The following is a 13,770-nucleotide window of genomic DNA, read 5'->3' on the forward strand; positions in this document are numbered from 1 at the left end:
CGAAGAGGAGCTCTTCTTCGTCAGATTGCATTATAAACTTGATTGCTTGCTTATTGAAGTCTCGGCTGATAGTTACCTTACAATGCCGTAACGAATCATCTCGCAATAACGAATCATTTTTTGGAATAGGCTCTGGACGTATTCCTCATTAATAGTTTCTGCCTCTGCCGTCTCAACAAAAAACCTGTTTTCAAAATAGCCGAGCGTTTGCATAATAAATTCGAAAGCCTCTTCCCGATCCACGCCTTCTCTTAGATCCGCTTTACGAAATAATTGCTCCCAGTCCTCATTTTTGGCATCGAGCCGATGTTCATACCTTTTAGCCATCTCTTCTTTCAGTTCAGAAGGCGTCGAATAAAAAGCCTCAAATACCAATTTGGATTCATTGGAATGATTGCGGTAGTAGTCGAACTTGCTGCGCATAAAGCTCGTAACGGCTTCAAAAAAATGCTGGTGCTGCGAAACCGTGTCCGCCTGAAGCGCAGCTCCAACCTTTTCATAACAATGATCCAGTAATTCGAAATACAAGTTTTGTTTGCTTTTAAAATGATGAAAGATTAAAGCTTTAGAAATTCCTGCTGCTTCCGCCAGCATCCCAGTTGATGCCTCTTTATACCCGTGGCGCGCAAATACAGATAGGCATGCCTGTAAAATCTGCTCTCTTTCATAAAGCTGCAAAGGCAACCGGATCAGTTCCTTCCTACTATTTAATATATGTGATTCAAGTATACCATAAGGGATGAGCATACTATGATGCTTGTTCATTTCGGCTTATGCGATTTTAGGGGCGGCACGCATGCCGATGTAGCAGCAGCCGGTGCCGTCCGGCAAAGTGGAGAACACGACAGGCATCCAATCCTCGTTGAAGGATGGGCCGGCACCGCTTCCCGCAAACACCGTCTCCGTCACTGGGACAAGCTCCATATGCAGAGGCGGCGATAAATCTTTCATGCCATCGACGAATTCATACACCAAATGCGGTTTTCCCTCGCGTTCGGAAACGGTGATCACTACGCCCTCGCGCTTATAAATGCCGACAAACGGAGTGAAGTCCACAACGATAGGCGGAACAGGCGGGGCAAAAGAATCCGGCATCGACACTCCCGCCAGTTCATCGAGCAGCTCTCGGAACAATGCAGCGTAAAGCAAACGGGAGCCCCCGCCGTTCGTTACCAAAGCGATAGCCACTCCTTTCTCAGGCACCGCTCGCACATAGCCATACTGGCCAATGGAAGCGCCATCATGACCGAAGCCTAATACGCCGTTCCAGTTGTACAACGTCCAGCCAAGCCCCCAACCGTCTGAGCTGACCGTCCATTTGTCCGGCACGTCAACTTCATACCGCTGCATCGATGCGACGGTGTCGGCATCCATTATGCGAGTGCCGTCCGGTCCTTTGCCGCCGTCCAAATGCATCCGGGCGAGCCCGACCAGGTCGGAGGCGGTCGCGCATACTCTCCCGCCCGGTCCTGCCGAACGCGGCATGTAGTCCCAAGAAGAAATCGGGACGGGTTGTTGCCCCTTCTCAACGAGATGTCCTATTGCTGCCCGGTAACGGAGCAGCTCCTCAGGCAGCGTCGCTGTGCTGCTAAGTCCCAGCGGAGTTAACAACAAATCTTTTAACGCCTGGTCCCAGGTCAAGCCAGTTATCGTTTCAATCATACGCCCGAGTACAATATAGCCGATGCCGCTGTACGATATAACTGTCCCAGGCGGGCAATCCAGAGCAACTCCCTTAATCGCCTCCACATAGCGGGCCAAACAGTCGTCGCCCCGGCCTGTGTCGAGGTTGAAGTCGCAAGTTAGTCCGCTAGTATGGCTGAGCAGCTGCCGGGTCGTAATCGTTCTGGTCGCTTCGGCATCGGCAACGACGAACTCAGGCAGTATGGACGACACTGGCGCATCCAAATCAAGCTTTCCGGCCTCAACCAATTGCATAACCACAGTAGCGGTATAAATTTTGGCGATGGAGCCAAGTTCAAACACAGAATCGGTAGTCGCGACTGCGCCTGTGCTATGATTCAGCACTCCACTAGCCATTTCGTAAACTTTTCCGTCTGCATACACAGCAAGCACTGCCCCAGGCACATGATACGCAGCGCGGAACTTATCCAAACGCTCCTGCCAATGAATCTGATGAAATGAGTTGTTCGACATTGTATTGCTCCTTTTCTCCCTTTCAAAGGGTTTGGAATGTAGTGAACTTTTTTATGTTGGACGATGTTGTAAAATATAACTTTCGACTTTTCACGACCACGCTGACCGATCGGTTAATAAAATCATAACTTATGTTGACCTATCGGTCAACATATTTTTTTCTTTTTTATTCCAGTTTTATCGTTGTGCCCATTTGGATGCTTTCCTGGATGTCATTAAAACAACAAACACGCCTGTTATGGCGTGCTCAAATGGTTTGCTTATTCAGCTTTTGATAGATTAAACTCTTAAAACTCACTTTCAGGCTACTGCCTTTTCCATATTTATATAAAATATATGTCATATCTGTAAAAAACGAAGCATTATGAAGCAATTGGTCCATTCGTCTATGACCTATATTTTTGTTCACGCTTACTTGGACTTTGACCCATTTTCTTCCTAATCCTATACTATAGTAGATTCTCCTAGCAAGCTGGTAGGATTAGTAGACTTGCAAGCTAGCGGATCAATTTTATAGATTAGAGAGGAGAAAACCATGTACAGTTATTCCCGCTTCAAAATCACGTTGTCCGTCGCTCTTGTCTTGTCGTTATTGCTTTCGCTTGGCACAAGTTTAACCAAAATCAACGCCGCTCAGAAAAGTGGGGAACCGGCCACTGACACGCAAATTCAAACATCGTCGAATGCCCTTCCAGCCTTCGAGCAAGAAATTGTCGTCAAGCTTCGTGCGCAAACTCTCGCAGAAATCAACAGCAGCGCATTGGCCGCTCAAGGAACTCTCTCTTCATTGTCCGTTGTACCAGGCTTGTCGTTTGAACGTCTTTTCTCACAGGAAGTGTTGCCTTCACCTGCAAAAAGCTTGACCGCTTCTGCGGATGCATCCGTATTTGAACGCTATTACTCTTCCAAGCTGCCTTCCGGGGTAGATGTGGAACAGATATTGAAAAAGTTAAAGAGTTCTCCGCTCGTGGAGACCGCTTATGTGACACAGAAGCCTGAAAAACCAACCACTCTTACTCCAAACACTACTCCTGTTCAACCGGCTAACGACCCTCGCTACAGCTTGCAAAAGTATTCCGAACAATTGACAGGTATCAATGCGCCTTATGCATGGCAATTTGAAGGCGGAGACGGCAAAGGCGTGAGCTGGGCCGACGTGGAATGGAGCTGGGCGTTAAATCATGAAGATTTGGCCGCACATAACATTCAGCAGCTGCCGGGCGGAACGAATGTCGGAGATGGCGCCCATGGGACTGCCGTACTTGGCGTCGTATCTGCAGTCGACAATTCGATCGGCAACATCGGCCTCGCGAACAAAGCTAAACCTTATGTTTCCTCGCTTGTACGCGCAACAGGCAATTGGAGCACAGCGGAAGCGATCTTGACAGCCACTCAAACGCTGCAAGCAGGAGACGTCATTCTTCTTGAAGTACAAGTGGGTTCTAACAATCGCTGGCTCCCTATCGAATCCCAGCAAGCAGAGTTTGATGCGATTCAATATGCAACAAGCCTTGGCATAGTCGTCGTATCCGCTGCTGGTAACGGAAGCGTCGATCTCGATCAATACGTTACCGGAGACAACAAACATACGTTTAATCCGAATAGTCCGGATTTCAAAGACTCCGGTTCGATTCTCGTTGGCGCCGGCTCTTCCACTTACCCTCACTATAGACTTTCCTTCAGCAACTATGGCAATCGAATCGATGTTCACGGTATCGGGGAAAATGTAGCCACATTAATCTCTTCCGACGTCAGTTCAACTACCGGCTATACCGACTACTTCAATGGAACCTCTTCCGCCTCGCCAGTTGTTGTAGGTGCTGTCCTCCAGCTTCAAGGCATTGCAAAAGCCAAATTCGGCGCAACCTATTCCCCAGCTGAGATTCGCCGTATTTTAAGATGGCTGCCTAATCAAACGTTGTCGATCGACCCTGCGAATGATCGCATTGGCGCGCTGCCCGATTTGAAAAAAATTATTGACAGCTTGCCTGCGCCAGGAAGCGTGCCTAGCGATACAACGGCACCGAGCGCTCCTGCGGGTCTTGCTGCTTCTGTTGTAAATGGAGCTACTCAATTGACTTGGAGCACTTCTACTGACAATGTTGGCATTATCGGCTATGACGTCTTCTTAAATAACGATTTGCTCCCTTTCAAAAGAACAACGGGCACATCCGTTTCTTTAAGCGATCTGCCAAACGGAGCATTTAACATTACAGTTAAAGCACGGGACGGCTTCAATCAGCTGTCCGCCGCCAGCAACTCCGTTTATGTGAACAACTCCTTACCCATTTGGAACGCTTCAACGGCATACCTCGGTGGTCAAATTGTCGGATATCAAGGTATAAAATATCAAGCCAAATGGTGGACGCAAAACCAGCGGCCTGACCTTAACAGCTCGCCTTCCGGCGTATGGATCAACTTAGGACCTTATTAATTCCCATTTCACTGGATATGAGCCTGTCGCAACAATAACGCTGCATATTAAAAAAGGCCGCCCTTTAAAGGGTGGCCTTTTCCTCTGTGCTTGAATAATTGTCCTTGAAGCGAAGCAATCTCATGCTGTTCAAAATAACGAGCAGCGCCGCACCTGTGTCGCTCACAACCGCCATCCACAAGGTCAAAACATCAGGGATAAGCAGAAGCAGCGCAGCCGCTTTAATGATAAGCGAAAACCAAATGTTCTGTTTAATAATAGTAAGAGCTTTGCGGCTTAAGCGAATCGTATACGGCAGCTTTTGCAAATGATCCGCCATCAACACCATATCCGCCGTTTCAATAGCCGTATCCGTGCCCGCGCCGCCCATCGCGATGCCGATATCAGCCTTCTTTAAGGCAGGCGCGTCGTTAATGCCGTCCCCTACCATCGCAACTGTATGGCCTTCCGCCTGCAACTGCTCGATAGCCTTCGCTTTATCTTCCGGCATTTGTTCGGCCAAAAAGCGAGTAACGCCTATGTCGAAAGCCACTTTTTTCGCCGCCCGCTCATGATCGCCGGTTAGCATGACCATTTGCTTGACGCCGCAGTGCTTAAGTTCACGCAGCGCTTGAGCGGATTGTTCGCGCACCGTGTCCGCTAGGGCAATGACGCCAATTACCGCCCTCGAATTGCCGACAATAACAAGGGTATGGCCCTCTTCCTCAAGCTTTGTAATTTCCGCCTCTCCGTCTCCAAACGGGATATTCAAATTCCGAAAAAGCGCTCTATTGCCAGCCATATACTCTTCGCCATCAAGCGTGGCTCGCACGCCTTGACCTATCCATTGTTCGAAAGATGAAACATAGAGCAGCGCTGCTCCATTTTGTTTAGCATAATGAACGACAGCTCCAGCAATCGGATGCGAGGAATGTTGTTCCAGCGAATAGGCGACCGACAGCAAACGGCTCTCCGACTCGCCAAAAGCGACTACCTTCGAAACGCTCGGTTTGCCTTCCGTCAACGTCCCTGTTTTGTCAAAGACAATAGAGGTAAGCCGGCCTGCCGCCTCTAAAGACGCCCCGCCTTTTATGAGCACGCCGTTTCTCGCCGCACTTCCGATGGCGGAGACGATTGCAACAGGAGTGGAAATGACGAGCGCGCATGGACAAGCGATGACGAGCAGCTCCAGCCCCCGGTACAGCCACTCTTCCCAAGCTCCAAAACCAAGCAGCGGAGGCAGCGATATAACGAAAAGCGCCAGCACTAGCACGATAGGCGTATAAATACGCGCAAAGCGATCGACAAAAGCTTCCGCAGGCGCTTTCTCCTTCTGAGCCTCCTCCATGAGGCGGACAATACGGGACAGAGTCGTATCCTCTACCCGTTTAGTCACCATCACTTCCAATATTCCTTGCTCATTGATTGTACCGGCATAAACAGCATCGCCTTCCTGCTTGTCAACCGGTACGGATTCCCCGGTAATCGGCGCTTGATTTACACTGGAAAATCCCCCCGTTACCCGCCCATCCAGCGGAATTCGATCGCCGGGCCGGATGACGATTCTCTCGCCGACCGCTATATCCTCTACCGCTTTTTGCATCAGCTCCTTGCCATCCTTTACGTAGGCAATCGGCGGAGCCAATTCAATAAGGCCGCGAATGGCGTTGCGCGTTTTTTCCATCGACCGGGTTTGAAGCGAATGGCCTAAAGCAAATAACCAGACGACCGTAGCTCCTTCCAGCCACTCGCCAATGGACACAGCGCCAATAACTGCCGTCGTCATAAGCACATTCATATCGAGCGACTTGCTTTTTATCGCATACAATGCGCTTTTCGCCGACCTCGCTCCTCCCACGACTATAGATAGAGCGTACAGAGCGTATACTAAAGAGTCGGATACTTCGGAAAATGAACCGATAAAGCCCATTAGCAGCAAAACGCCCGATAATACAACAGTGTTCGAAAGAGACTTGCTGCGCTTCATTTCAGTCATTCGTTTGCCAGAAGCAAGCGCCGCCGTAAAACCGACTTTGGACGTTTCCGCCATAATCTCTTCTACCGCCATCGTATGTTCAACCGTCATTTTACCCGTTGAAAAGTTGACGCTTACGCTTTGGACAGCCGGGTTGCCGTTCAAATGATTTTCCAGCGATTTCGCACAGGAAGAACAGTCCATGCCCTGTACGAAAAAATCGGATTTCGTGCTCATCCGCCATCCCCTCTCTTCACTGGCTCCAAATTCATTTCGTCGTTTCGCTCGCAAGCGGCTACTTCTTGCTCCACCTGAGCAAAAACGGTATCGATGAGCGTCAGCATTCCGGCAATGTTTTCGTTGCGCAAGCTGTAGTAGACATATTTTCCCTCCTGACGGCTCACGATAAGTCCGCAGCCCTTCAAACAAGCCAAATGCTGAGAAACATTAGATTGGTTCCCGCTGAGCTCCTCCACGATTTGCGATACCGTTTTTTCTTCCGTTTTGATGCTGTCCAAAATGTGAAGCCTTGTTTTATCGCTGAATCCTCTAATAAACTTAGCTTTTGTTTCCTCTCGGCTCACTTAACCTGCCTCCTCCAAAAACAAATTAGCCGATGCTAATATGTTTAATAACACATTAGCATCGGCTAATATATAAGTCAAATCATCATCCCATTATTCCGTACCGAGTACGCGCAAATAATGGACAAAAGGATCTGCCGTTCCTTGCAGCTCGCATTTTTGCTCTTTTAAAATCTGAATATAATCCACGATTTCTTTAGTTATTCTTTCTCCCATGCAAATAACCGGAATGCCCGGTGGATAAGCCATTACCATTTCCCCTGCGATCTCGCCTACCGATTGCTCTAACAAAACGGCTTTTTTCGGACTGTAAAAAGCGTTTCTTGGCGATACGATCATTTTGGGGCTGGCCGGTATCGGCACGGGCTCGCGGCTGCTCGCCGTCCCCGTTTTCGCTGCAATGTCTTTGAGCGCATCAATGAGCGCTTGCAAGTCCTGCTGTCGGTCGCCAAGACTAATAATGGCAAGAATATTGTTCATATCCGACAATTCCACTTGAATATTATATTGCTTGCGAAGGATCGACTCGATTTGGTATCCCGAAAATCCTAGCCCCGACACACAAACGCCAAGCTTCGTATCGTCGAAATAATAGCAGCCAGCCTTCCCGGCAAGCTCTTGTCCAAAAGCGTACAAGCCGGAAATTTGATTGATTTCCGCTCTTGCCCAGCGGGCCAGTTCTAATGCGTTTTGCAGCATTTCGCTTCCGTTTAAGGCGAGCTGCTTTCTTGCAACATCAAGCGAACAAAGCAGTAAATAGGAAGCGCTAGTCGTAAACGTCAGACTTAGCACCTGCTTTGCTCTTTCATAGGGGATCAGCTCGCTTTTTAGCAACAGCACAGAGCTTTGAGTCATCGACCCTGCCGTTTTGTGCAAGCTGGCGGCACTCATATCCGCTCCCGCTTCCATAGCCGTTGTCGGCAGCTCGTCGTGAAAGCCCATATGCGCTCCATGCGCTTCGTCGACCAAAACAGCCATGCCGTGGCTGTGCGCTACGTCTACAATCGCTTTTAAATCGGACACGGCTCCATAGTATGTCGGATTAATGACAAACACCGCTTTGGCATGCGGATGTTCTTTGATCGTTTTTTTCAAGCTGTCTACCGTTATATTCATCGCAATGCCGAGCCGTTCGTCAATTTCCGGCTGAACGTACACGGGCACGGCACCGCTTAAAATAATGCCGCCAATCGTCGATTTGTGTGCGTTTCTTGGAATAATAATTTTATCTCCCGGCTCGCATGCGCTCATAATCATCGCTTGCACGCCCGCGGAAGTTCCGTTAACAAGAAAAAATGCGTGATCTGCGCCAAATGCGTTTGCCGCCAGCCTTTCCGCTTTCATAATGACGCCAGTAGGATTGTTGGCAAAGTCCAAATCCTCCATGCCGTTTACATCCATCTGCAGCGTGCGCTCTCCGATATAATCGGCTAGCTCCTTTAACCCCCGGCCTTGCTTATGCCCCGGGACATGGAAAGGGACGACTTTGTCGTCGACATATTTTTTCAACGCATCAAACAAGGGTGTTTGTTCTTGGCTCAAATCTTTCAACTTATCTCTCATCCTCTTTTCTCTTGAAGTAAAAAAAGCAAACAAGAGAACTATAGAAAATCACAATGCAAATGTCAATTAAAAAAATATGGCTTACGATTCATCCCGAGTTGCTGCTAGCGTAAGTCTAAATCTCGTCCCTTCGGCAGAGCTTTCTACCAGCTCCAAGTTACCGCCCATTGCATGTGCCAGCATTCGGCTAAAAGTAAGCCCGAGCCCAAGCCCCCTGCGCCTTAGCTTATTGGTTTCCCCGCGATAAAAACGTTCAAACAAGTGCGGCTGCTCATGAAGCGGAATGCCCGTTCCATTGTCTGCTATCTCGACGGCAAGCACACCGTCTGCTCGCTTATTTAGTGAAACTTTGAGTTGTAGACGTTGACCGTCTCGACGAGCTTGAACGCTGTTGTTCAATAAATTAATTAATATTTGCTGGATACGGGAGGAATCGCCGACTGCGTTAAAAGATTCGTTTGGGATATCGACCTCTAGCTCAAATTCCCGTTCGGCTTGAACCAAATTCCATTGATAAACGATTTCTTCGATTAACTGGCCGGCATTTATATTTTCGGTCATCACGTCGACGCTGCCAATCGCAAATGCATTGTAATCCAGCAAATCATCAATCATCACTTGCATGCGATCCGCCTCTTTTAAAGCGATATCCAAAAACTCCTGCTTTTCCTCTCCTGCCACAACGTCTTCCAATACCGCATAAACGAGTCCTTTAATGGACGTGATCGGTGTTTTCAGCTCATGCGTAACCCCTGCCAGCATTACGGCTCTCCATTCCTCCGACTGCTTAAGCTTTTGAGCCATTTCTTTAAAAGAAACCACCAGCTCCGCAATCTCCTTTTCTTTAGCATTTTCGTCCAAAGAGATGGAATATTGTCCATGGCTGACCAACCGGGCGGCGGAAGCGACCTCGCGAATAGGCCTGGATAATTTTCTCGAAAGCAAATAAATCGTAAACCAGCCCAAAATCAATAGACCGACAAAAGCAATGAACCACAATCCATTTTCTTTAAATGAATAAAAAAGCGGTTTAATCTCTTGCACGATAAAAATTTGCCCAACTTTCTGTTCCCCAGCCAAAACGGGAGTAACGGTTGCGTACATATGCGGCTCTTGCGCAATCGATTTAATATCTGTTTTCGTAATGAGCCGTCCGCTGCGGGGATCCTCAATCGGCTTTAAAAGCGCGCCGTCGGCATCCGTAATGACAATGTTGCACTCGTCTATATTGTAATCTTTTTTTCGATACTCTATCATTTTGTTAATATCTTGCGGGACATAAAGGTTACCGTCCGAATCCACCAGACGCTCCGCAAGCTCTTGCCCGAACAGGCTGCTCATTTGCAGTGCGTTGTCTCTTTCATTTTTGTCGATGAAAAAAACATAAGCTGTAGTCACAAGCACCAAACCGGCTGCCAAAATGAGCATGTACCGCAGCGTCCAATAATATAATATGGTCGATTTGCGTTTCTCCTTTACTCTTTTACCCATAATTGATACCCCAGTCCTCTAAGAGTGCGAATTTCGCCTTCCGATTGCGGCCAATGCGCGAGCGATTGACGGAGCCGTTTGATCGACAAGTCCACAGCCCGGTCGCTCCCCTCATAATCGTCTCCCCATATATGCCGGATTAACTGCTCCCTTGTAAAAGTCCGATTTGGATTGGTTGCAAAAAATAAAAACAACTGCAATTCGCGAGGCATTAACGCCACTTCCGCACCGTTCAAATAAACCCGATGAGCGGAAAAATCGATGCGAACTCTTCCGAAATGGCGGCTTCTGCCGTTCACAAGCAAGTGGGCCGAACGTCTAAGTACCGCCTGTACTCTGGCCACCACCTCTTCGGGAACAAAAGGTTTAGTCATATAATCATCCGCACCGTCATTCAGCCCGGCGAGTCGATCTTGTACTTGCCCTCTTGCCGTCAGCATAATAACGGGACAACTGCCGCTTTCTCGAATACGCCGCAGGACGGTCCATCCGTCGATGACAGGAATCATGACATCTAACAGTACCAGCTCGGGTTGTATGTGATCGAAAAAAGCGAGCGCCCGCTCCCCGTCGGCCGCATGCTCCACGTTAAAGCCCGATTTTTTCAAATAGGCGCTCAGCACTCTGAAAATAGCCATTTCGTCTTCCACGATCAAAATCGTTTTCATCCCGGCGTCTCTCCTTGCCTCATTCACGCATATGATTACCTCATATTTTACACAAGCCTATCGCTCTGTCTACGAATTTAAAACATTTTTTTCCAGACATCTACTCGACATATTGGACTGTTATACTTGGATCGTTCTGGAAATTACAGTTGATAGAATCGGAATGGGAGATGAGACGAAATGAAAAAAAACAACAAAAGAATATGGATAGCGGCCGCTGTAGGTTTGGTTTGTTTGACTGGGGGATATGCGACATACGATTATTTTACCGGCAACCATGTTGAAATTGAAGAAGTGATCCCGGCAAGCGGCGGGGTGCAGCCGGAGCCTTCGTCCGCTTCAGCGGCGGTCTCCGTACAAGCGGATCAGCTAAATGGCAGTTGGTCGATTGGCGAACCCTCCCATGTTTATTTCACTGTAAAAACGTCACGGGAGGAAGTCAACTTTTCGATGGACTCTGTTACAGGCGATTGGCTATTCGACTTAAACAACCCTAACAATATGACAGGAGAAGGAATCGTCGATTTGGCCTCGCTTTCTTCTGGCAACTCCCAGCGCGATTCCCATATTGCCAGCCCGGACTTTTTGCAAACGGATGCGCATCCGACAGCGACTTTTAAAGCCTCCTCGTTTGAACTGAACACTTCGGAATGGAAGGAAGGACAAGTTGTCCCTCTCTCCATATCGGGGACGATGAACGTAAAAGGAATAGACAAAGAGGTTGTTTTCGACTCCCAAGCGCTGTATAGCGAAAACTCGCTTAAACTTTCCGGCACCACTAAAGTGACGTTTGAAGATTTTGGACTAACAAACCCTCATAAAGTAGTGCTCAGCACGGAAAACGAGCTGACGGTCCGCCTGGAGCTTCAATTGACGAAGGCATAAGCTATAGCGTTTAAAGTTTCATCATACGAGACATCAGCATTAAAAAGAGCCATTTAACCCACTGTAAAAGCGGTTTGAATGGCTCTTTATTTTAATTTCGACTCAAAATAAATCTTCTGCGCGAAAACCACCCATAAGTTGATGCTTAAGCGCTTCGACATTTTCTTGTGCGCTCCTGCTCCTTACGAAGAAAGCCACTTTTTCCGAATTTCTTCAACCGTCGCAAGCGCAACAGTATCTTGCAAAATATCGCCGGGCTTATTCCCTTTACCTAAAATATAGCCGGCATATGTCGTTCCCGTATATTCGAAAATGTACTGGAACTGCTGCACAAGCGGAATCCCTTTTAAATGAGGATCGTCATCGCCGACTCCGATGACCCAAGCGGTTTTGGCCGAAAGGTTAGCCAAAAACTCCGGTTTATTTTCGCGCAAAGACTGGGACCAGCGGTCGATAAACGTTTTGGTCAAGCCCGATGGGCCGTACCAATAAATCGGCGTTGCAAATACAAGAGTATCTTGCGCCAATACGCGCCCAATCACCTCATAATAGTCGTCGTCTGGATAGGGCCCCTTTTCGGAATGGCGATAGTCGGTAATCGGTTCGATTCGATAATCGGACAAATGGATGTGATCCGCCTCAAATCCTTCTACGAGCAAACTCGCCAATTGCTCCGAATTGCCGTTTTTCCGCGAGCTTCCGTAAATGACGGCAATGCCCATAAGTTTAAGCTCCCTTCATTTAAGCATTTCCAACTTCCTGCTAGGCAATTTCAATTTCCTGCTGCCGATATACGACTTTTAATCTGCCTACTAGCGAAGCGGCAAGCTCTTTGGCCTGTTCGGGCGTGTCGCCTACTGTAATAATATAACCTAACCGGTCATCCGAGCTTTTGGCCACCGTAACAGCATCGCCCGGATATGCGCCGAAATAGGTGCGGACAACTCCGTCATGCTTCAGCAGCTCCTCCACTCCTTCAATCCGTTCAAAAATGCCGTCCCGGTCAGCCGTAACATATGCGATGGAGGCGGCTTTATGATGCTTCTTCCCGATTTCAATCGGGCGTTCCAAATAATAATTGACCGTTGCTTCAAAAATGTCAATTCCAAAAGCCTGCACGAGCAAATCGGATGAAATATTGTCGCCGCCCGGCCTGCCGTTTACTTCAATGATGCGAGGTCCTGTGGACGACAGCTTCACTTCAACATGGCTCGGACCGTTCGTTATGCCGATGGCACGCAAGGCGGCAACCGCTACTTGTATGATCTTTTGCTCCTGCTCGCGGTGGGACGGAGTCGGCAGCGTATGCAATACTTCCACAAAATAAGGAAGCGGAGAAGTTACTTTTTCTGTGACTGCCGCAAAAATCGCTTCACTATCCCGCAGGAACAGCTCCACGCTAAACTCCGGACCGTCCAAATATTCTTCAATCAAATATTCCTCTCGAACTTTAAAATCCATATAAGTGACTTTAAACTGGATGATAATGTCGAAAGCTTGCCGCAGTTCCTCAGCAGTATTAATAAAATATACGTTTTGACTGCTTGCGGCATTCGTCGGCTTCAGAACGACCGGGTATCCGATTTCATCCGCCGCCTGAGCCGCTTCTTCGAACGATTTTACTTTTTTAAATTTGGCGCTTGGCACGCCATGCTCCGCATACGCTTCACGGGCCAAGTCCTTGTTGCGCGCTTTAAGCGCCGCCTCGTAAGGAATGCCGCGCAGCCCCAGCCTTTCGGCCACCTTGGCGGTCAAGTGGGACGCGTAATCCGTAGCCGGCACGAGGGCGTCGAGCTGATTCGCATAAGGCGATTGCTGGATCGCTTCATAAAGCGACTCTTCATCTCGAATATCGGCGACAATCAAATCATGATAGATGCCCTCGTACCCATATTTGCGGGGATTTTCTGTAGACGACACAATGGAAATCACTTTATGCCCCTGCTCGTGGGCTGCTCTTGCAAAGCTGACACCGTAAAAGCTAGGTTCCACAAAAGCAACTGTTTTGCTTGCTCCCATCCCTTTCCCTCCTCC

General features: G+C 48.4%; 11 protein-coding genes. 2 read left to right on the plus strand and 9 right to left on the minus strand.

Annotation, left to right across the window (positions count from 1 at the left end; all coding sequences use genetic code 11):
• Positions 1–72 precede the first annotated feature (72 nt).
• Positions 73–684 (minus strand): TetR/AcrR family transcriptional regulator, encoded by a 612-nt coding sequence (locus ACFQZE_RS05325; RefSeq protein ID WP_379354400.1) that lies wholly within the window; start codon positions 682–684, stop codon positions 73–75.
• Positions 685–771: 87 nt separating this feature from the next.
• Complete coding sequence (locus ACFQZE_RS05330; RefSeq protein ID WP_379354403.1) at positions 772–2,157, minus strand: serine hydrolase domain-containing protein; 1,386 nt, start codon at positions 2,155–2,157, stop codon at positions 772–774.
• Between the two features lie 535 nt (positions 2,158–2,692).
• Here ACFQZE_RS05330 and ACFQZE_RS05335 point away from each other — a divergent pair.
• A complete protein-coding gene (locus ACFQZE_RS05335; protein WP_379354405.1) occupies positions 2,693–4,591 on the plus strand; it encodes a S8 family serine peptidase in 1,899 nt (632 codons plus the stop codon).
• A 64-nt stretch (positions 4,592–4,655) separates the two neighbouring features.
• Here the strand turns inward: ACFQZE_RS05335 and ACFQZE_RS05340 are convergent, their stop codons facing one another.
• From ACFQZE_RS05340 to ACFQZE_RS05360, 5 genes are all read right to left on the minus strand, one after another.
• Positions 4,656–6,782 carry a heavy metal translocating P-type ATPase gene (locus ACFQZE_RS05340; protein ID WP_379354407.1) on the minus strand — a complete coding sequence of 709 codons (2,127 nt, stop codon included), beginning with the start codon at positions 6,780–6,782 and terminating at the stop codon, positions 4,656–4,658.
• Complete coding sequence (locus ACFQZE_RS05345) at positions 6,779–7,129, minus strand: ArsR/SmtB family transcription factor (protein WP_379354409.1); 351 nt, start codon at positions 7,127–7,129, stop codon at positions 6,779–6,781. Before ACFQZE_RS05345 ends, ACFQZE_RS05340 begins: the two co-directional genes overlap by 4 nt.
• 93 nt (positions 7,130–7,222) lie before the next feature.
• Positions 7,223–8,692 carry an aminotransferase class I/II-fold pyridoxal phosphate-dependent enzyme gene (locus tag ACFQZE_RS05350; RefSeq protein ID WP_379354411.1) on the minus strand — a complete coding sequence of 490 codons (1,470 nt, stop codon included), beginning with the start codon at positions 8,690–8,692 and terminating at the stop codon, positions 7,223–7,225.
• An 81-nt stretch (positions 8,693–8,773) separates the two neighbouring features.
• Positions 8,774–10,183 (minus strand): ATP-binding protein, encoded by a 1,410-nt coding sequence (locus ACFQZE_RS05355; RefSeq protein WP_379354413.1) that lies wholly within the window; start codon positions 10,181–10,183, stop codon positions 8,774–8,776.
• Positions 10,168–10,851 carry a response regulator transcription factor gene (locus tag ACFQZE_RS05360; protein ID WP_379354415.1) on the minus strand — a complete coding sequence of 228 codons (684 nt, stop codon included), beginning with the start codon at positions 10,849–10,851 and terminating at the stop codon, positions 10,168–10,170. The genes ACFQZE_RS05355 and ACFQZE_RS05360 overlap by 16 nt, the downstream gene beginning before the upstream one ends.
• A gap of 180 nt (positions 10,852–11,031) precedes the next feature.
• On the opposite strand from ACFQZE_RS05360, the gene ACFQZE_RS05365 reads away from it, so the two are divergent.
• On the plus strand, positions 11,032–11,736 hold the full coding sequence (locus ACFQZE_RS05365; protein WP_379354417.1) for a YceI family protein: 705 nt from the start codon (positions 11,032–11,034) through the stop codon (positions 11,734–11,736).
• A gap of 182 nt (positions 11,737–11,918) precedes the next feature.
• Here ACFQZE_RS05365 and ACFQZE_RS05370 read toward each other — a convergent pair whose 3' ends face one another.
• Positions 11,919–12,458, minus strand: coding sequence for a flavodoxin family protein (locus ACFQZE_RS05370; protein ID WP_379354419.1), 540 nt, complete (start codon positions 12,456–12,458; stop codon positions 11,919–11,921).
• Between the two features lie 40 nt (positions 12,459–12,498).
• A complete protein-coding gene (locus ACFQZE_RS05375; RefSeq protein WP_379354421.1) occupies positions 12,499–13,755 on the minus strand; it encodes an ATP-grasp domain-containing protein in 1,257 nt (418 codons plus the stop codon).
• Positions 13,756–13,770: the final 15 nt, after the last annotated feature.

Source organism: Paenibacillus sp. GCM10027627 (assembly GCF_042675505.1).
Classification (GTDB): domain Bacteria; phylum Bacillota; class Bacilli; order Paenibacillales; family Paenibacillaceae; genus Pristimantibacillus.